At 59.0% G+C, this 17,513-nt stretch carries 21 protein-coding genes and 1 tRNA gene; 1 reads left to right on the top strand and 21 read right to left on the bottom strand.

Annotated elements, in window-relative coordinates:
- Nucleotides 1–9 precede the first annotated feature (9 nt).
- From BLV47_RS06540 to BLV47_RS06525, 4 genes are all read right to left on the bottom strand, one after another.
- Nucleotides 10–1,332 (bottom strand): P-loop NTPase family protein, encoded by a 1,323-nt coding sequence (locus BLV47_RS06540; protein ID WP_092311248.1) that lies wholly within the window; start codon nt 1,330–1,332, stop codon nt 10–12.
- Nucleotides 1,333–1,346: 14 nt separating this feature from the next.
- Entirely contained in the window at nt 1,347–1,865 is a 519-nt protein-coding gene (locus BLV47_RS06535; protein ID WP_092311245.1) for an A24 family peptidase, read from the bottom strand.
- Nucleotides 1,866–1,894: 29 nt separating this feature from the next.
- Nucleotides 1,895–2,086 (bottom strand): Flp family type IVb pilin, encoded by a 192-nt coding sequence (locus BLV47_RS06530; protein WP_016967360.1) that lies wholly within the window; start codon nt 2,084–2,086, stop codon nt 1,895–1,897.
- A gap of 626 nt (nt 2,087–2,712) precedes the next feature.
- A complete protein-coding gene (locus BLV47_RS06525; protein ID WP_092311242.1) occupies nt 2,713–2,904 on the bottom strand; it encodes a Flp family type IVb pilin in 192 nt (63 codons plus the stop codon).
- Between the two features lie 301 nt (nt 2,905–3,205).
- On the opposite strand from BLV47_RS06525, the gene BLV47_RS06520 reads away from it, so the two are divergent.
- The gene (locus tag BLV47_RS06520) at nt 3,206–4,078 is read left to right on the top strand and encodes a helix-turn-helix transcriptional regulator (RefSeq protein WP_092311239.1); all 873 of its coding nucleotides are present in this window, start codon (nt 3,206–3,208) and stop codon (nt 4,076–4,078) included.
- Between the two features lie 90 nt (nt 4,079–4,168).
- Here BLV47_RS06520 and BLV47_RS06515 read toward each other — a convergent pair.
- The 17 genes from BLV47_RS06515 to BLV47_RS06435 form a co-directional block, all read right to left on the bottom strand.
- Nucleotides 4,169–4,244 (bottom strand) — tRNA-Lys (locus BLV47_RS06515).
- 63 nt (nt 4,245–4,307) lie between these two features.
- Nucleotides 4,308–5,009 carry a 7-cyano-7-deazaguanine synthase QueC gene (gene queC / locus BLV47_RS06510; protein ID WP_092311236.1) on the bottom strand — a complete coding sequence of 234 codons (702 nt, stop codon included), beginning with the start codon at nt 5,007–5,009 and terminating at the stop codon, nt 4,308–4,310.
- Between the two features lies 1 nt (nt 5,010).
- Nucleotides 5,011–5,658: a 7-carboxy-7-deazaguanine synthase QueE gene (gene queE / locus BLV47_RS06505; protein ID WP_092311233.1), complete on the bottom strand. Its 648-nt coding sequence runs from the start codon at nt 5,656–5,658 to the stop codon at nt 5,011–5,013.
- A gap of 166 nt (nt 5,659–5,824) precedes the next feature.
- Nucleotides 5,825–6,649, bottom strand: coding sequence for a tol-pal system protein YbgF (ybgF, locus tag BLV47_RS06500; RefSeq protein ID WP_092311230.1), 825 nt, complete (start codon nt 6,647–6,649; stop codon nt 5,825–5,827).
- A 6-nt stretch (nt 6,650–6,655) separates the two neighbouring features.
- The gene (pal, locus tag BLV47_RS06495) at nt 6,656–7,153 is read right to left on the bottom strand and encodes a peptidoglycan-associated lipoprotein Pal (protein ID WP_003227510.1); all 498 of its coding nucleotides are present in this window, start codon (nt 7,151–7,153) and stop codon (nt 6,656–6,658) included.
- 53 nt (nt 7,154–7,206) lie between these two features.
- Complete coding sequence (gene tolB / locus BLV47_RS06490; protein ID WP_015636767.1) at nt 7,207–8,487, bottom strand: Tol-Pal system beta propeller repeat protein TolB; 1,281 nt, start codon at nt 8,485–8,487, stop codon at nt 7,207–7,209.
- 17 nt (nt 8,488–8,504) lie between these two features.
- A complete protein-coding gene (gene tolA, locus BLV47_RS06485) occupies nt 8,505–9,566 on the bottom strand; it encodes a cell envelope integrity protein TolA (RefSeq protein ID WP_016963210.1) in 1,062 nt (353 codons plus the stop codon).
- Complete coding sequence (tolR, locus tag BLV47_RS06480; protein ID WP_011063015.1) at nt 9,566–10,018, bottom strand: protein TolR; 453 nt, start codon at nt 10,016–10,018, stop codon at nt 9,566–9,568. The genes tolA and tolR overlap by 1 nt, the downstream gene beginning before the upstream one ends.
- Before the next feature lie 13 nt (nt 10,019–10,031).
- Nucleotides 10,032–10,727: a protein TolQ gene (gene tolQ, locus BLV47_RS06475; RefSeq protein WP_092311227.1), complete on the bottom strand. Its 696-nt coding sequence runs from the start codon at nt 10,725–10,727 to the stop codon at nt 10,032–10,034.
- The gene (gene ybgC, locus BLV47_RS06470) at nt 10,717–11,184 is read right to left on the bottom strand and encodes a tol-pal system-associated acyl-CoA thioesterase (RefSeq protein ID WP_092311224.1); all 468 of its coding nucleotides are present in this window, start codon (nt 11,182–11,184) and stop codon (nt 10,717–10,719) included. Before ybgC ends, tolQ begins: the two co-directional genes overlap by 11 nt.
- Nucleotides 11,185–11,322: 138 nt before the next feature.
- A complete protein-coding gene (gene ruvB, locus BLV47_RS06465; RefSeq protein ID WP_060840722.1) occupies nt 11,323–12,381 on the bottom strand; it encodes a Holliday junction branch migration DNA helicase RuvB in 1,059 nt (352 codons plus the stop codon).
- Nucleotides 12,382–12,990 carry a Holliday junction branch migration protein RuvA gene (gene ruvA, locus BLV47_RS06460; protein ID WP_092311221.1) on the bottom strand — a complete coding sequence of 203 codons (609 nt, stop codon included), beginning with the start codon at nt 12,988–12,990 and terminating at the stop codon, nt 12,382–12,384. It abuts the gene before it with no gap.
- Nucleotides 12,991–13,104: 114 nt separating this feature from the next.
- Nucleotides 13,105–13,629 (bottom strand): crossover junction endodeoxyribonuclease RuvC, encoded by a 525-nt coding sequence (gene ruvC / locus BLV47_RS06455; RefSeq protein WP_092311218.1) that lies wholly within the window; start codon nt 13,627–13,629, stop codon nt 13,105–13,107.
- Between the two features lie 129 nt (nt 13,630–13,758).
- Nucleotides 13,759–14,505, bottom strand: a complete 747-nt coding sequence (locus tag BLV47_RS06450) for a YebC/PmpR family DNA-binding transcriptional regulator (RefSeq protein ID WP_092311215.1) — start codon at nt 14,503–14,505, stop codon at nt 13,759–13,761.
- Between the two features lie 110 nt (nt 14,506–14,615).
- Nucleotides 14,616–16,391 (bottom strand): aspartate--tRNA ligase, encoded by a 1,776-nt coding sequence (aspS, locus tag BLV47_RS06445; RefSeq protein WP_092311212.1) that lies wholly within the window; start codon nt 16,389–16,391, stop codon nt 14,616–14,618.
- Nucleotides 16,392–16,486: 95 nt separating this feature from the next.
- Nucleotides 16,487–16,708, bottom strand: a complete 222-nt coding sequence (locus BLV47_RS06440; RefSeq protein WP_010457489.1) for an FmdB family zinc ribbon protein — start codon at nt 16,706–16,708, stop codon at nt 16,487–16,489.
- A 187-nt stretch (nt 16,709–16,895) separates the two neighbouring features.
- Nucleotides 16,896–17,369, bottom strand: a complete 474-nt coding sequence (locus BLV47_RS06435; RefSeq protein ID WP_016963217.1) for a Dps family protein — start codon at nt 17,367–17,369, stop codon at nt 16,896–16,898.
- Nucleotides 17,370–17,513: the final 144 nt, after the last annotated feature.

Genomic DNA, 17,513 nt, shown 5'->3' with positions numbered 1-17,513 from the left:
AGTGTCTCCTTATCCAAGAAAGTCGAGCTGGACGAAGTAGTTGCGCCACGCCCACTCCAGCTCCCGGGTCGACAGCGGGCCAGAACCGCCCAGATAGCGCTGACGGTCGAGTGCCATGTTCAACAGATCGCGAGGGTGGCAAGGCACCAAAGGCATGTTTTCTGCGCCATAGAGTTCCTGAAGCACGTAGGCAAGCACCTGGGGGTCGTATGGCACGCCCAGCCGCTCGGTCTCTTGAATCCAGATGCGCCGGTACTCTTCGGGCTTCAGATAACCGAACTGCAGCTTGTAGCCGATGCGCCGCAGAAACGCTTCGTCCGCCAGCTCCAGGGGATTGATGTTGGTGGAGAACACCAGGATCAGGTCGAAGGGCAATTCACAATGCCGCCCACCGCCAAGATTGAGAAAGTCGCGTTTCTCTTCCATGGGCACGATCCAGCGGTTCAACAATTCTGCCGGGGCCATGCGCTGGCGCCCCATGTCGTCAATGATGAACAAGCCGTTGCTGGCCTTGAGCTGCAAGGGCGCCTGGTACTGGCGGGTGAAGGGGTCATAGCGAACGTCCAGCTGCTCCATGGTCAACTCGCCGCCCGTGATGATCAGCGGGCGCTCACAGTGCAACAGCCGGCGGTCGATCCCCTCATTGAGCAACAGGTTGTTCTGCTGTTGATCGTCATCCAGGCGCCGATGCACCTGGGGATCGAAGATCTCGATCACCGCCTCATTGATCGCAATGGCGTGCGGTACCCAGATGGATTCGGAAAACAGCCGGATCAGTCGGCTGCTGACATAGGTCTTGCCGGTGCCCGCGGGCCCGTAAATCATGATGGCGCGCCCGGAGTTCAGGGCAACACCCAGTTGGTCGAGCATGTCCTGAGCCAGCACCATCGCGCCGAAGGAGCGATGCATGTCATGGGCGCTGATCCGGCCATGGTGAATGGTCTGGACCTTGAGCAGGGAGCGATAGGCACTCACCGGAAACGGTGCGGCGCCAATGTAGCCGCTGCGCGCCAGGGCATCGCGAGCGGCAGCACGACCACGCTCCGTCAACCCGTAGCGCAATGTCTGGCCAGGAGCCTGGCCGAGTATCTCGACACGGCGGTCCTTGCGCAGGAAGGTAAGCACCTCTTCCAGTACAGCTCCGGTCAGCGCCAGGCGTTCCACCAGTCGCGACATGTCCAGAACACCAGCGTCGTAAAGATGTTTGCACACCAGATCGCCGAGAAAGTTGTCCGCCAGTCCGGTTTCAAGAATCGTGCATGGCTGTGGGGCCAGCCGCTGCACCGCTTCTCGTTCAGAGGAGGACACACGGCTATTACTCATGGCGTACATAGTGCTCTCCTGAACTAGTGACTGAATGGCAACCAGAAGATGCTGATCAACGTGCCGAGCAACACTGCAATCGAGTAAGGAAATGGCTTGCCTGCCACTTCATCGGCTGCAGGCGCGAAGTAAGCCCTGGCTCTGAGCATCAGCCAGTAACGCCCCACGGTCTGTTGGGCCTGACCACGTACCAGCACTATCAACACGCCACACAAGCCACCGGCAATCAGGCTGAGGAACGCAGCCCACAAGGCACCATGCGGAGTCAGAAAAGTGCCGACCATGGCCATCAGCTTGACGTCTCCGGCAGCCATCCCCCCAAAGACATACATCGGGAGAAACACCGCGAAGCCGATCAACATGCCCAGCAATCCGTTTCCCAACCCGGTTAAACCTGCGGTGTAAGCCTGGCCAACCAGCCCCAGGCATACTCCAAGCAAGATCAGCACGTTGGGAATGCGGTGGCGGCGCAGATCGCCCACCACCGCCACACTCAACAGCCCCAGCAGCACCACCACAGTAATAAAGGGCTCCTTGTCCATGACCGCGATCCTCTGTGGAGTTGGCGCGGCTAGCAGGTCTTGCCTTGGACGGCACAGCCCAGGCTGGTGATGGCTGTTTTCACGTTGGTGCCCAAAGTGATGAACGCGGCGACAGCCCCCAGGGTTATCAACCCGCCGGCCACTGCATATTCCACGATGGTCAGGCCGTCTTCGTCTTTGATGAACTTCAGCACCGAGGTCTTGATCGATTGCAGTTTCATTTTGTTTGCCTCACTCAAGTGATTGACTTCAAGAGCAGTACTTTTCGCACTACCTGGGACAAACCTTAGTCAGGAGGAGATTGAGGGGGTTAGGAGTTTTTTGCTGATCGCTAGGACTTTATTGCAACTAAAACCGAAACAACTAAACCCAGCGCCAACTGCCTGATCAGCCAGTAAAAGTTTGAGTAGGGAACAATTCACAAACAACATGACCACGCATTCTCAGTCATTGAGAAATTGATCCTGATACAACCCTGCCGAGCGAAAACAGCGCTCGCCCCACGGTCACCGAATGGCGCATGGTCCAGAACGAACTAAGCTGGGTTTTGTATATCAGGATTAGATCTTCAGGCAGGCAGCACAGCAGCGATACTGCTGGACAGGGAAGAAAAACTGCGGGCCGGGTCTGACTCGAACAGCGCTTGCCCAGCGCTTTACGGTCACTCGGGATCGAGCAGGATCACAGCCAGGAGCCAGCCATACCGCCTATGCATACTGATCCCTACTACATGCTGGACCTCAGCCTGACGGAGAACGCTCCACGGCGTCCTGCCCCGCTACGCTGGTGGCACAGACGCAATGAACCGCTCCAGTACAGGACTGAGACCCCAGCGCAAGCACTTGGATCAACAGGTCTTGCCCTGTACTGCGCATCCCAGACTGGTAATGGCGGTACTGACGTTGCCGCCCAGGGTTACAAACGCAGCAACGGCCCCAAGGGTTATCAGCCCGCCAGCCACTGCATATTCCACAATGGTCAAGCCATCTTCATCCTTGATGAATGCCGCAACCGAGGTTTTGATCGATTTCAGATTCATCTTGCCACCTCATTTAAGGACTGTACTTCAAGCGGTTAGATGATCCACCGCTTGAAGGAATGCTAGTCAGGGGCAACCGGCAGGGTTAGGAGTTTATTGTCGATAGCTAGGACTTTTTTGCGCTGGTGAATAAGAACAAATATTCCCATGCACCCACCCGGCACAGAATCGAAAGGCTAAGGAGCAACTATGAACACATCTGATCTTCAATACACCGAGACTCGTCTCAGTCATCGTCAAGTGGTGAAAAAGCACTATCCCCGCAGATAGAGGCCGCGTAATAGCTGAAAGGAACAAGGCAATGAAACCAGAGGCGATCAAGAAACCATGCCTGCTATGGTTTGATCTCACTCGCAACCGATCTGCTGAAGAGCTGATCGGGCATTTTCGTTCTGCCTGTGACTGTCACCTGGCCAAGGGAGCCAACGTTTCCGCAATAGATACGCTGCCAATGCCAGACATGATCTGCATGCACTATGACCGCCCCGACATGCCGGGCCTCAACCTGCTGCTGGAGATCAAACGCAGGGTTCCCTCCGTTCCCATCGCCATGTTCACCGTGCAGCACTCAGAGGAGCTTGCCATCTGGGCGATGCGCTCGAGGGTCTGGGAGTACATGGTGTTGCCCCTTACCGGCCCGGAGACCGAGCGTTTCATGCACGCCCTGAGGCAGCTCTGCGAGCTGCGTCGTCACTCTGGCACTAGCAACAAGACGTTGCTGGTCGAGCATGGACCGTCCTTGCCGGACAGCATCCGCTTGACCGCAGAACACCAGAAACATCAGGCCCTGAGCAACGTGCTGCTGTACATCGACCAACACTTTCGCGACAGCGTCGATCAAAAGGAACTGGCCAAGCGCTGCGGCATGACGACATTCCGCTTCAGCCGCCTGTTCAAGGAAGTGAATGGCCTGGGCTTCATGGACTACATACTGAGCAAGCGCATGGATTGCGCCAAGGAGCTCCTGGACAACAGCCAGATGCCCGTCACCAGCAACGGCTATGAGGTCGGTTTCAAGGACCCTTCCTACTTCGCCCGGGCCTTCAAGCAGTTCACCGGTTGCACCCCCAGCGAATACCGCCAGGCACGCCGTACAACGCCCCCACAGGACGAGCCGCAAAACGAGCAACTGTCCCAGGTCATCGATAGCCTTCCAGAGCGCATCGAGCTTTGATACCTTCACGCCCGGGTTTATTGCAGGCAAAAAAAAACCCGGAAATCCTCACTTTCGTGGGCCTTCCAGATTTTCTAAACCGCCAGAATATGGTGGGTCGTGTGGGATTCGAACCTACGACCAATTGGTTAAAAGCCAACTGCTCTACCAACTGAGCTAACGACCCGCTGTGTGGTGGCGCGTATAATACTGATTTCTAACGGGAATTCAACACCCTAAATGAAAAAAATCAAAAATAAGCCGTTGGATCGCTGACACCGGCCGCGTCGAACCCTTCTGCACGCAGGCGGCAGCTGTCGCATTTGCCACATGCACGGCCATGGTCATCCGCCTGATAGCAGGAAACCGTCAGGCCATAATCGACTCCCAACCCCATACCGGCCTTGATGATTTCAGCCTTGCTGAGGTTCTGCAGGGGCGCCTGGATCCGGAAACCCTGCCCTTCGACGCCGGCCTTGGTGGCCAGGTTGGCCATACGCTCGAAGGCTTCGACGAACTCGGGGCGGCAATCTGGATAACCGGAGTAATCCACCGCATTGACGCCGATGAAGATATCCCGCGCTTGCAGCACTTCCGCCCAGCCCAGGGCCAGGGACAGAAACACGGTGTTGCGTGCCGGCACATACGTCACCGGAATTCCCTCACCGGGCGCTTCCGGCACATCGATGGAGCTGTCGGTCAGGGCCGATCCGCCAATGCCATTGAGATTCAGGCCGATCACCTTGTGCTCCACTACGCCCAGGTCCCGCGCCACGCGCTCGGCAGCGTGCAATTCAGCCCGATGGCGCTGGCCATAATCGAAGCTCATGGTGTAGCAGCGGTAGCCTTCGGCGCGGGCCATGGCCACTACGGTGGCCGAGTCCAGTCCACCGGAGAGCAGGATCACTGCACGTTTCTCGGTCGAAGATTGGTTCTGTGCTTGCTCAGTCATTTCAGCGCCCCGGCTCATCATTCCAAAGGTATTTATGCAGCTGCAGTTGCAGTCGCACCGGCAGGTTGTCAGCCACGATCCAGTCGGCCAGATCCCGTGCGCTGAGATCATGGTGGCTGGGCGAGAACAATACTTCGCCGGCACGCCGCTCAAGGCCGTACTGGATCAGTTTGGACACCGCCCAGTCGTAGTCCTCACGGGAACAGATGACAAACTTGACCTGGTCGTTGACCGTCAGCAGCTCGATGTTCTCGTAGCGATTGCGATGCGCTTCCTTGGAACCCGGGGTCTTGAGGTCAAGGACCCGGCTAACGCGCCGATCCACCTCGGAAATATCCAGCGCGCCACTGGTCTCCAGCGAGACTTCATAGCCGGCATCGCACAACTGCTTGAGCAAGGGAATGGCATTAGGTTGCGCCAACGGCTCGCCGCCGGTGACACAGACATAACGCGGACGGAAACCGGCAACCTGCTCCAGCAGGCTGTCGAGGGTACGCTGGGTGCCGCCGCTGAAAGCGTAGGCGCTGTCGCAGTATTGGCAACGCAACGGACATCCGGTCAGGCGCACGAAAACCGTGGGCAGCCCGGCAGTCCGAGTTTCCCCCTGCAACGAGTAGAAAACTTCGGTGATTCTCAATGTGTCTTGCATAGTCGCCACGGGCGTAACAGCTAAACAGGCTGTCCGCCTCCGTCAGGCACTTCAAGGAACCCCGCCATCGCGCAGATCCCAGGAAGCGTGTTTCAAAAAAAGGGGGTGAATTCTAACGAAAAAACCCGCGACAAGCGCGGGTTTCTTGTAACGGTCGCCAACGCGCTTACATGCGTTGCAGGTCCCGTTGCGCCAACTGAGCGGCGGAAGTGCCCGGATACTGGGCCACCACCTGCTGCAGAATGCCTTTGACCCGATCGGTATGGCCCAGGCGACGCTCTACGTCAGCCAGCTTGTACAACGAATCAGGCACCTTGGCGTGCTTGGGATACAGCTGGGAAACCTTGGCGAACGCCTGACCAGCGCCTTGCAAATCGCCCTTGGCCAGGTTCACTTCTCCCAACCAGTACTGGGCATTGCCGGCGTACTGGCTGTTGGGGTACTTGCGCAGGAATGCCGAGAAAGCCTGGCTGGCCTTGTCGAAGTCCTTAGCCTTGATCAGGTCGAAGGCAGCATCGTAATAGAGCTTTTCCTTGGCCGGATCACCTGGTTCGCTGCTGGCCGCTGGTGCTGGAGCAGCAGCTCCGGCTGTGGCACCGGCGGCACTGCTATCGCCACCGGCTGAAGAATTCTCAGGAGACGCGGCAGGTGCAACACCGCTTCCTATGCGCCGATCAAGATCCTGGTAACGCTCCAGGCTCTCTTGCTTCATGCGCGCTACATCGTTTTGCAGAACTTCGATCACACCCTGTTGCCGTGCGATCTGCTCCTGCATTTGCTGCAGTTGCTGGAACAGCTCGCCCTGTGCCGAGACAGGGGTCGAAACCCCTCCCCCGGCATAGGCGCCGTTCGTGCCATAACCCGCTGGCGGATAGCTGCTCCCGCTATTGTTATAGCCGGAGTTGTTATCGACCACAGGAACCGCAGACCACGCCGCTAGCGGCGTGAGACTGAGAGCCAAAATAGTTACAGCACGACGGCACGTTCGCATGACGAATTACTTACGCAGTTCGACGCGACGGTTTTGAGCCCAGGACTGCTCGTCGTGGCCAGTGGCAACTGGACGCTCTTTACCGTAGGAAACCAGCTCCAGCTGAGCAGGGGAAACGCCCTGCAGAACCAGGTAGCGCTGAACGGCTTTCGCACGACGCTCGCCCAGTGCCATGTTGTACTCACGAGTACCACGTTCGTCGGTGTTGCCTTCCAGAACAACGCGAGCGCCGTTTGCTTTCAGGTCTTTGGCGTGAACGTCCAGAGCGCGCATGGCTTCTGGCTTCAGGTCCGAGCTGTCGTATTCGAAGTAGAAGGTGGTGATTGCGCGCAGAGCAGCTTCTTCGCTCAGGGAGCCATCAACAGCACCAGTGTTAGCGCCGTAACCAGCGTTTGGATCAACAGCGCCTTCGCCGGCGTTGTCGCCACCTTTGGAGGAGCAACCTACAGCTACGGCCATGGCCAGAGCCAGCGCAGCAAACTTACCAAACTTCAACATTTCCATCGTGAAACTCCTAATGAACCCCAGTGTGTTAAGTGAAACTTTGTAGCGCCGCGTCAGTTCAGGTAAGGGGACCAGGACGGTTCTCTGACTTCGCCTTGAGCGGTAGGAAGCGGGAGCCTCACACGTCCATTAATGGACACGAGCATCAAGACTCCCCGGCCCTGCTGGCGGGTGGCGTAGATTACCATGGTGCCGTTGGGCGCAACAGTAGCTGACTCATCTAGGTTGGTGTCTGTAAGGATTTTTACGCTACCGCGCTGCAAATCCTGAGCCGCCACCCGGAAGTTGGTGAAACCATCCTGGCGGTGAATCATTACCAGGGTCTTTTCGTCAGCAGAAAGTTTTGGGTTGGCGTTGTAGTTACCAATAAAGGTCACACGCTCGGCGCCACCACCATTGATGTTGCTTTTATAGACCTGCGGCTTGCCGCCACGGTCGGAAGTGAAATAGATGGTGGAACCATCCTTGCCCCAGAACGGCTCGGTATTGATGCCCGGGCCACTGGTAACGCGGCTGATCTGGCGGGACGCCATGTTCATCACATAGATATCCGGGTTGCCATCCTTGGACAGCACGAATGCCAGGCGGGTGCCATCCGGCGACCAGGCAGGAGCACCGTTCAGGCCTTCGAAGTTGGTGATCTGCTCACGACGACCAGTGTCGATGTGTTGCACGAAGATCCGCGGACGCTTCTGTTCGAACGACACATAGGCAATGCGCTTGCCATCGGGTGCAAAGCGCGGCGACAGGATCGGCTCACGGGACTGCAACAGGGTAACCGCCCGAGCACCGTCGTAGTCCGAACGCTGCAGGGTGTAACGGGTGTTGTTCACCGAGAAGCGCTCAGCCGTCACGTACAGCAGGCGAGTCGAGAAAGCGCCCTTGATGCCGGTGAGCTTTTCAAAGGACTGGTCGGAAATGTAGTGCGACATATCCCGCAGTTGATCAACACTGCCCGACACGCTGCCGGTCAGCACTTGCTGCTCGGTAGCGACGTTGAACAGCGCGTATTGCACCTGCAGGCGCCCGCCCGCCGGAACAATGCTGCCGACCATCACGTACTGGGCGCCCAGGGCTTTCCAGTCGCGGAAAATGACTTCACTGGCCTGGGTCGGCAGGCTGATCATGTTCTGCTTGGGGATAGGTGCGTAGTACCCCGAGTTGCGCAGGTCGTCACCGATGATCTGCGCCATGTCGTCCGGCAGCACGCTGCCGCCTTGCCAACCGAATGGCACTACGGCGATGGGAGTTGCCCGGTCACTGCCACTGGTAACCAGAATGTTTTTTTCATCCGCTGCCGCTATCCCTGCCATACAGCAAATAACGACAAGCATTCCTCGAAGAAGGTTTCTCACAAGGCTAGATCCTCAGGTGTGAATGTCATCTTGAATGAACGATAGGGAGCAAAATCCTTCGGACTCAACCCCTGCATTTCTGTCAAACGCCCAATGTTCTTGACTGCCGCTACCGCCGAGGCATCGAACGGACCATCACCACTGGACTTGATCACGCTGACCGTGGTCACCGTGCCATCAGGCAACATGCCGATCCGCAGTTCCACTGTCATACCCTTGCGCGCCGAAGGAGGACGAGCCCAGCCTTCCGCTGCACGGATACGAATCAGGTCATCGAAACTGCCCGCGACACTGTCACCGACCTCATCCGACTTGGTCGCTTCACGCTCCGGCTTGTCGGACAACAAGTCCGCCAGGGCCTGAGCCTTCTTCTCTTCGGCAGATTTACGCGCTGCTTCCTGGGCCTTCTTCTTCGCGGCATCGGCAGCAGCTTTCTTCTTCGCGTCTTCGGCGATCTTTTTCTTCGCCTCTTCAGCTTCAGCTTTCTTCTTCGCGTCTTCCGCGGCTTTCTTCTTCGCGTCTTCGACGATCTTTTTCTTGGCTTCTTCAGCGGCCTTTTTCTTGGCCTCTTCTTCAGCGGCTTTCTTGGCTTCTTCTTCGGCTTTCTTCTTGGCTACATCAGCCAATTGCTTCTCTTCAGCCTTCTTGGCTTCCGCAGCTTTCTTGGCCTCATCAGCCTTCTTCGCCTCGTCAGCTTTCTTGGCCTCATCGGCCTTTTTCGCTTCCGCGGCCTTTTGAGCAGCCTCTTCTTTCTTTTGTTCCGCAGCCTTGATCTCTTCCTGCTCGACCTTCTTCTGCTCCAGTTGCTCGGCCTCGGTCTGACGCGCGGCGGATTTCTTCGCCTCACCCGCAATCTTGTGATTGGTCTGGGTGGTCGCCGGACTCTTGGATTTCAACTGATACAGGGTCGCCTGGACGATCGGCTTGGCCGGGGGCAATTCCGGGGTCATGGCGAAGCTGACAAACAGCATGCCAAACACCAGCACGTGCAGGGCAATCGCCCAGACACTAGGCCAGAAGTAGCTTTCCGAGGCGGACGGCTCTCGCTGTTGGTGCATCAGGGCGCCTCGGTAATCAAGCCAACGTTACCGACTCCGGCTTTCTGCAGGCCGCCCATGGCACCCATCACGGCGCCGTAGTCGACGGATTTATCACCGCGAATGAACACCTGGGTGTGTTTGCCGCCTTCGTTGCCGGCACGGATGATCTTGGTCACCGCGTCGGTCATCTGCGGCAAGGTCATCGCCTTGTCCTGTTGCTTTTCGGTGTCGACTTCACTGCCAAGGTTCCAGTAGTAGGTCTTGTCAGCCTTGATCGAAATGGTCAGTACCTGGGTGTTGTTGTCCTGGGGCAAGGCTTCGCTGGAAACCTTGGGCAGGTCAACTTTAACGCCCTGGTTGAGCATCGGTGCGGTCACCATGAAGATAACCAGCAGTACCAACATCACGTCGATGTAGGGCACCACGTTCATCTCGGCAACCGGCTTGCGTTTGTGGCGAACTCGGGCCATTGGGTCTACCTGCTCACTCTTCGCTGGTGTGCACTTTACGGTGCAGGATCGCCTGGAACTCGTCGGCGAAGGTGTAGTAACGGCTGATCAGCGTCTCGCCACGGGCGGAGAAACGGTTGTAGGCGATCACCGCCGGAATGGCCGCGAACAGGCCGATGGCCGTGGCGATCAGGGCTTCGGCGATACCCGGGGCAACGGTGGCCAGGGTCGCTTGCTGGGCCTGGGCCAAGCCGCGGAAGGAGTTCATGATCCCCCACACGGTACCGAACAGACCGATGTACGGGCTGACCGAACCGACGGTGGCAAGGAACGGCAGGCTCTGCTCGAGCTTCTCTTCCTCACGGGAGATAGCAACGCGCATGGCGCGGGCTACGCCTTCCATGACCGCTTCAGGGTCGACACCCGGTTGCTGGCGCAGACGGGAGAACTCCTTGAAGCCGGCACGGAAGATCTGCTCGACCCCGGAATCCGGGTCCGGGTTGCTGCCTGCCTGACGGTAGAGTTTGGACAGGTCGATGCCGGACCAGAAGCGCTCTTCGAAGCTCTCCAGGGCACGTCGACCGGCGCGCAGCAGGTTGCTGCGCTGAAAGATCATGATCCATGAAGTCACCGATGCGGCAACCAGGGTCAGCATTACCAACTGCACTACAACGCTGGCATTGCTGACCAGGCTCCACATGGAGGAATGGTCGACGACGTTAGCTTCCACGCTTTATCTCCTGCTCTGAGTGTGTACCCGCGCTGCTCTCGTCGACAAAGGCCGTACGCAGAGCGTCTGGAATGGCGCGGGGTTTGAAAGTGTCGGCGCGCACACAGGCCACCAGGAACTGCCCCTCACAGAGCAGCGCATTATCCGCGGCTCGCCTGACCTGCTGAGTGAAGCGCAGGCTGGCCCGGTTCAATTCGGTGACATGGGCACTGACCAGAAGCTCGTCGTCCAGTCGCGCCGGCGCGTGATAACGCGCTTCGCTGGAATGCACGACGAATAACAGGTTCTCCCCTGCCAGCTGCGATTGGGCAAAGCCCAGGTGTCGTAGCCGCTCGGTTCGAGCCCGCTCCATAAACTTAAGGTAATTAACGTAATACACGATGCCGCCGGCATCGGTGTCCTCGTAATAAACGCGACAACGATGTGCGAACGGCTCAAGCCCGTTTTGCGCGCGCATACTCTAGTGCTTACTCCTCAGGTTGCCAATCCGGCCAGGCAACTGTTTTTTCATTCTTGAACGACTTTTCATGCAGTTTGGGCAATGCCAGTCCCTAGGACAGCACAAACCCCGAATAAATCGACAAGCAGCGGGTGATTAATCGTCCACAGCATCGAGGAATTCGTCTACCACAGGCATGTCCCCCAATCGTGACGGAATGTTTAGACCGAAGTGCAGATACGCATGCCGGGTCACTACCCGCCCACGGGGAGTGCGCATGATGTAGCCCTGCTGGATCAGGTACGGCTCCAGCACGTCCTCAATGGTGTGACGCTCTTCGCTGATCGCCGCCGCCAGGCTGTCGACCCCCACCGGACCACCGTCGAACTTCTCGATCATGGTCAGCAACAGACGCCGGTCCTGGTGATCAAAGCCACGTTCGTCGACATCCAGCAGGTTCAGCGCCAAGTCGGCGATCGGCTTGGTGATATGCCCCTTGGCCCGGACTTCGGCGAAATCCCGCACTCGGCGCAACAGGCGGTTGGCGATCCGCGGGGTGCCTCGGGCACGCCGAGCCACTTCGAAGGCGCCTTCCGGATCCAGCGGCAAACCGAGGATCCCGGCGGAACGGCTGACAATGGTCGCCAGGTCCGCCGTGCTGTAGAACTCCAGGCGCTGGACGATGCCGAAGCGGTCGCGCAACGGGTTGGTCAGCATGCCCGCGCGCGTGGTGGCGCCCACCAGGGTGAACGGCGGCAGGTCCAGCTTGATTGAGCGCGCCGCGGGCCCCTCGCCGATCATGATGTCGAGCTGGAAGTCCTCCATGGCCGGGTACAGCACTTCCTCGACGATCGGCGACAGCCGGTGAATCTCGTCGATGAACAGCACGTCATGCGGCTCAAGGTTGGTCAGCAGCGCAGCCAGGTCGCCAGGGCGCTCCAGCACCGGGCCGGAAGTGCTCTTGATCGAGACGCCCATTTCCTCGGCGATGATGTTGGCCAGGGTGGTCTTGCCCAACCCCGGAGGACCAAAGATCAAGGTGTGATCCAGGGACTCGTTGCGCCCACGGGCAGCTTGGATGAACAGCTCCATCTGCTCGCGCACGCTGGGCTGGCCGATGTAGTCGGCCAGGCTGACCGGACGAATCGCCCGGTCCTGGATTTCCTCGCGCTCACGGGGCCCCGTGGCGGCGATCAGACGGTCAGCTTCAATCACTTAAATCATTCCCTTCAGGGCTCGGCGGATCATGTCTTCGCTGCTCAAGCCTTTGTCTTTGATCGCGGATACTGCCTTGCTGGCTTCCTGCGGCTTGTAGCCCAGGGAGATCAGCGCGCTGACCGCATCCGACTCGGCGCTGGCCACCGGCACCGGGGCATCCGGCTGGTTCGGCACCAGGGCGAACATGCTCGGTACGGCTTCCCAGGCCTTGAAGCGATCCTTGAGTTCCACCAGCAGGCGCTCGGCGGTCTTCTTGCCAACCCCCGGCACCTTGGTCAGGGCCGAGGTGTCCTGGGCCTGCACGCAACGCACCAGCTCATCCACCTCAAGGCTGGACATCAGCGCCAGAGCCAACTTGGGACCCACACCATTGAGACGGATCAACTCGCGAAAAAAGTCTCGCTCGCGCTTGCCGGCGAAGCCGTAGAGTAACTGCGCGTCCTCGCGGACGACCAAATGGGTGTGCAAGGTCAGGGGTTCGCCGACCGACGGCAGGCGATACAGGGTGGTCATGGGCACTTCGACTTCGTAGCCCAACCCGTTTACATCGAGAATCAGGTGCGGCGGCTGTTTCTCAGCCAGGGTGCCGCGCAAGCGTCCAATCACGTTTCAGATCCTTAGGCGATGGCCAGCTCGCAGCTGGCGACTCGTTGAGCGAACGCCGGCGCCGACTACCCAGGCGCACAGTGCTCCACTCCTAAAATGACTGCGCTGATGCTATCAGAGACGCAGGCGCCCGCCACGACTGCGTGCCGTTCCCAGACCATGGGGCAACAGGCTGGAGCGGGTGTGGGCATGACAGATGGCGATGGCCAGGGCATCCGAGGCATCGATCTGCGGCTTGGTGGTGAGTTTGAGCAAGTGCATGACCATCATTTGCACCTGGTCCTTGTTGGCACCGCCGGTCCCGGCCACGGCTTGCTTGACCTGAGTCGCCGTATACTCGGCGATCTCCAGGCCTTCCTCGGCCCCAGCGACAATCGCCGCCCCCCGGGCCTGGCCGAGCTTCAGCGCCGAATCGGCATTGCGGGCCATGAACACCTTCTCGATGCCCATGGTCACCGGACCGTAGGTCTGAATCACCTCACGCACACCGCGATAGACAATCTGCAAGCGCTCGGGCAACTCGCCGGCTCCGGTGCGAATACAGCCGGAGGCCACGTACACGCAGCCACGCCCGGTGTCTCGAACCACGCCATAACCGGTAATGCGTGAGCCGGGGTCGATGCCAAGAATAAGAGTCATAAAGCCTGCTGCTTGAGTAGGGAGACCGGCCGACCAGGACCGGAAACGCAAAAAGGCAGAAGCCGGAAGCGCCCTGCCGCACATTTATCGCGACGTGGCACGTCCGGCTTCAAGGGTAGTGCAAACGGATCAGCCGAGCTGCTCGGCTACCGACTCCGGAATATCCGCGTTGGAGTAGACGTTCTGCACATCATCCAGGTCTTCCAGCATGTCGATCAGCTTGAGGACCTTCTCCGCCCCCTCCAGATCCAGCTCGGCACTGGTGGTGGGCAGCATGACGATCTCTGCGTCCGCAGCGGTGAAGCCAGCCGCCTCCAGGGCATTACGCACACCATAGAAACCAGCGAACGAGGTGAACACGTCGATGGAACCGTCTTCGTTGCTCACCACATCGTCGGCATCGGCCTCCATCGCCGCTTCGATCAGCGCATCTTCGTCGACACCTTCGGCGAAAGTGATCTGGCCCTTGCGTTCAAACAGATAGGCCACCGAGCCGTCGGTGCCCAGGTTGCCACCGCACTTGCTGAAGGCATGACGAACCGCAGCCGCGGTGCGATTGCGGTTGTCGGTCATGCATTCGACCATCACCGCCACGCCATTGGGGCCGTAGCCTTCATAGGTCAGCTCGACCACGTCGTCGCTGCCGGCCGCGCCGGTGCCACGAGCGATGGCACGATCAATGATGTCGCGGCTCATGTTGGCGCCCAGGGCCTTGTCCAGGGCCAGGCGCAGACGTGGGTTGGAACCCGGCTCGCCACCGCCCTGACGGGCCGCAACGGTCAGTTCACGAATCCACTTGGTGAAGATCTTGCCTCTCTTGGCATCCTGACGCTCTTTGCGGTGCTTGATGTTCGCCCACTTGGAATGACCTGCCATAACTTGCTCCAAATTCTCTTTGAAACATTGCCCGCGCCACGTGGCGGGCGGGGCAACAAAACTCGACCCATAGAAAAAGCGCACCCGAAGGTGCGCCTTGTCGGGCCGGCTTATTCAGCCTTGGGCTGTTCGCGCAGGCGGATGTGCAGCTCGCGCAGAGCCTTGGCATCCACCAGACCCGGTGCCTGAGTCATGACGCAGGCCGCGCTCTGGGTTTTCGGGAAAGCGATCACTTCACGGATCGACTGGGCGCCGGTCATCAGCATCACCAGACGGTCCAGACCGAAGGCCAGGCCACCGTGCGGTGGTGCGCCGTACTTGAGGGCGTCCAGCAGGAAGCCGAACTTCTCTTCCTGTTCCGCTTCGCTGATGCCCAGCAGGCGGAATACCGCTTGCTGCATTTCCTTGCGGTGGATACGGATCGAACCGCCACCCAGCTCGGTGCCGTTCAGGACCATGTCGTAGGCGCGCGACAGAGCGCTAGCCGGGTTGGCCTCCAGCTCTTCAGGCGAGCATTTGGGCGCGGTGAACGGGTGGTGCAAGGCGGTGAAGCTGCCGTCGTCGTTCTCTTCGAACATCGGGAAGTCGACCACCCACATCGGAGCCCATTCGCAGGTCAGCAGGTTCAGGTCGTGACCGAGCTTGATCCGCAGCGCGCCCAGGGCCTCGCTGACGATCTTGGCCTTGTCGGCACCGAAGAACACGATGTCGCCGTCGACCGCACCCACGCGATCGAGGATCACGTTCAGGTTGGCTTCCGGGATGTTCTTGACGATCGGCGATTGCAGGCCTTCAACGCCCTTGGCGCGCTCGTTGACCTTGATGTAAGCCAGGCCCTTGGCGCCGTAGATGCCGACGAACTTGGTGTAATCGTCGATCTGCTTGCGCGGCATGCTCGCCCCGCCTGGAACGCGCAAGGCGGCGATACGGCATTTCGGATCGTTGGCCGGGCCGCTGAACACCTTGAATTCCACTTCTTTGAGCTGGTCGGCAACGTCCACCAGTTCCAGTGGGTTGCGCAGATCCGGCTTGTCGGAACCGTAGCGACGCATGGCTTCTTCGAAAGTCATGTGCGGGAATTCGCCGAATTCCAGATCCAGCACTTCCTTGAACAGGTTGCGGATCATGCCTTCGGTCAGGCCCATGATGTCTTTTTCGTCGAGGAAGCTGGTTTCGATGTCGATCTGAGTGAACTCAGGCTGACGGTCGGCACGCAGGTCTTCGTCACGGAAACACTTGGCGATCTGGTAGTAGCGATCGAAGCCGGCCACCATCAGCAGCTGCTTGAACAGCTGTGGCGACTGCGGCAAGGCGAAGAAGCTGCCGGCGTGGGTACGGCTTGGCACCAGATAGTCGCGAGCGCCTTCCGGGGTGGCGCGAGTGAGGATCGGGGTTTCCACGTCGAGGAAACCATTTTCGTCCAGGTAGCGGCGGATGCTGGTGGTCATGCGCGAACGCAGGCGCAGCTTTTCGGCCATTTCCGGACGGCGCAGATCGATGAAGCGATAGCGCAGACGGGTTTCTTCACCCACGTCGGAGTATTCGTTGAGCGGGAACGGCGGGGTTTCCGCTTCGTTCAGCACTTCCAGCTCGTAGCCCAGGACTTCGATCATGCCCGAAGCCATGTTGGCGTTGCCGGCACCGGCCGGGCGCAGGCGTACCTTACCGGTGATCTTGACTACGTATTCGCTGCGCACGCGGTCGGCGGCGGCGAAGGTTTCAGCGCGGTCCGGATCGAACACCACCTGGGCCAGACCTTCACGATCACGGATATCGAGGAAGATCACCCCGCCGTGGTCACGACGACGGTGGACCCATCCGCAAAGGGTTACTTCCTGACCTTCCAGGCTTTCGTTCAGTTGGCCGCAATAATGGCTGCGCATCATGGTAGTGGTTTCACTTCTCGTAATTCGAAATTCGATGGAGGCCTTGCGCACCATGAGGTGCCGGATAGTGCAAGAACTCGCGCGTGTCGTTCAACTTAGTCAGCTTTGTCGCCACCGGCCAGGTTCTTCTTGGAGCCGGTCTTGAAGTCGGTTTCATACCAGCCGGTGCCGCTTAGGCGAAATCCGGGCATGGACAGCATCTTTTTCAGTTCAGGTGCCTGGCAGGCAGGGCAGTCGACCAGCGGCGCAGCACTGATCTTTTGAATGGCTTCCAACTGATGACCACAGGAAGCGCACTGGTAATCGTACATGGGCATGGGGGCGTCTCGGCAATCCAGATTACTGCTTGAACTACAGCCAGAGCCCACGCCAAAGCCCGGGCTATCTAGCAAAGAGCGGGATTATATCCATTAAATCGGCCCTGTGCAGCCGTATGACCATATAGATGCCGGAGCTTGTCAAAAGGCGCGAATGGCGTCCGAGACGCCATCGGCCATGAGCGGCTTAACGATTTTCCAGCAGGGAACGCAGCATCCACGCGGTTTTCTCATGCACCTGCATGCGCTGGGTCAGCAGATCCGCCGTTGGCTCGTCGCTGACCTTGTCCAGCAACGGGAAGATGCCACGGGCGGTGCGGGTAACCGCTTCCTGGCCGGCTACCAACTGTTTGATCATTTCCTCTGCGGCCGGCACCCCTTCCTCTTCCTTGATCGAGGACAGTCGCGCATAGATGGAGTAGGCGCCTGGAGCCGGGAAGCCGAGGGCACGAATACGTTCGGCGATCAGGTCTACCGCAAGGGCCAGCTCGTTGTACTGCTCCTCGAACATCAGGTGCAGGGTGCGAAATTGCGGGCCGGTGACATTCCAATGGAAGTTATGGGTTTTCAGGTACAACACGTAGGTGTCCGAAAGCAGACGGGAAAGGCCGTCGACGATGGATTTACGATCTTCTTCGCTGATACCGATATCAATTGTCATGTTTCTCTCCGTTAACGGGATGGACTCACCCAATCATCTGCCGGACCACTCTAGCAAGAGAGCCGTGCTCCTGCCGCCGGGGATCGTCAATCAGCCTGCGGTGGATTGTCCCGCGGCCAGATTCGGGATGCGCCATGCCGAGTT

Source organism: Pseudomonas saponiphila (genome assembly GCF_900105185.1).
Taxonomy (GTDB): domain Bacteria; phylum Pseudomonadota; class Gammaproteobacteria; order Pseudomonadales; family Pseudomonadaceae; genus Aquipseudomonas; species Aquipseudomonas saponiphila.
Note: the sequence above shows the minus strand (reverse complement) of the source record. Positions and strands in the feature narration are given on the sequence as shown.

Bases quoted from the DNA above. Each gene is read 5' to 3' on its own strand.
- BLV47_RS06540 (WP_092311248.1), bottom strand. From the start codon at position 1,332: ATGTACGCCATGAGTAATAGCCGTGTGTCCTCCTCTGAACGAGAAGCG.
- BLV47_RS06535 (WP_092311245.1), bottom strand. From the start codon at position 1,865: ATGGACAAGGAGCCCTTTATTACTGTGGTGGTGCTGCTGGGGCTGTTG.
- BLV47_RS06530 (WP_016967360.1), bottom strand. From the start codon at position 2,086: ATGAAACTGCAATCGATCAAGACCTCGGTGCTGAAGTTCATCAAAGAC.
- BLV47_RS06525 (WP_092311242.1), bottom strand. From the start codon at position 2,904: ATGAATCTGAAATCGATCAAAACCTCGGTTGCGGCATTCATCAAGGAT.
- BLV47_RS06520 (WP_092311239.1), top strand. From the start codon at position 3,206: ATGAAACCAGAGGCGATCAAGAAACCATGCCTGCTATGGTTTGATCTC.
- queC (WP_092311236.1), bottom strand. From the start codon at position 5,009: ATGACTGAGCAAGCACAGAACCAATCTTCGACCGAGAAACGTGCAGTG.
- queE (WP_092311233.1), bottom strand. From the start codon at position 5,658: ATGCAAGACACATTGAGAATCACCGAAGTTTTCTACTCGTTGCAGGGG.
- ybgF (WP_092311230.1), bottom strand. From the start codon at position 6,649: ATGCGAACGTGCCGTCGTGCTGTAACTATTTTGGCTCTCAGTCTCACG.
- pal (WP_003227510.1), bottom strand. From the start codon at position 7,153: ATGGAAATGTTGAAGTTTGGTAAGTTTGCTGCGCTGGCTCTGGCCATG.
- tolB (WP_015636767.1), bottom strand. From the start codon at position 8,487: ATGCTTGTCGTTATTTGCTGTATGGCAGGGATAGCGGCAGCGGATGAA.
- tolA (WP_016963210.1), bottom strand. From the start codon at position 9,566: ATGCACCAACAGCGAGAGCCGTCCGCCTCGGAAAGCTACTTCTGGCCT.
- tolR (WP_011063015.1), bottom strand. From the start codon at position 10,018: ATGGCCCGAGTTCGCCACAAACGCAAGCCGGTTGCCGAGATGAACGTG.
- ybgC (WP_092311224.1), bottom strand. From the start codon at position 11,184: ATGCGCGCGCAAAACGGGCTTGAGCCGTTCGCACATCGTTGTCGCGTT.
- ruvC (WP_092311218.1), bottom strand. From the start codon at position 13,629: ATGACTCTTATTCTTGGCATCGACCCCGGCTCACGCATTACCGGTTAT.
- BLV47_RS06450 (WP_092311215.1), bottom strand. From the start codon at position 14,505: ATGGCAGGTCATTCCAAGTGGGCGAACATCAAGCACCGCAAAGAGCGT.
- aspS (WP_092311212.1), bottom strand. From the start codon at position 16,391: ATGATGCGCAGCCATTATTGCGGCCAACTGAACGAAAGCCTGGAAGGT.
- BLV47_RS06440 (WP_010457489.1), bottom strand. From the start codon at position 16,708: ATGCCCATGTACGATTACCAGTGCGCTTCCTGTGGTCATCAGTTGGAA.
- BLV47_RS06435 (WP_016963217.1), bottom strand. From the start codon at position 17,369: ATGACAATTGATATCGGTATCAGCGAAGAAGATCGTAAATCCATCGTC.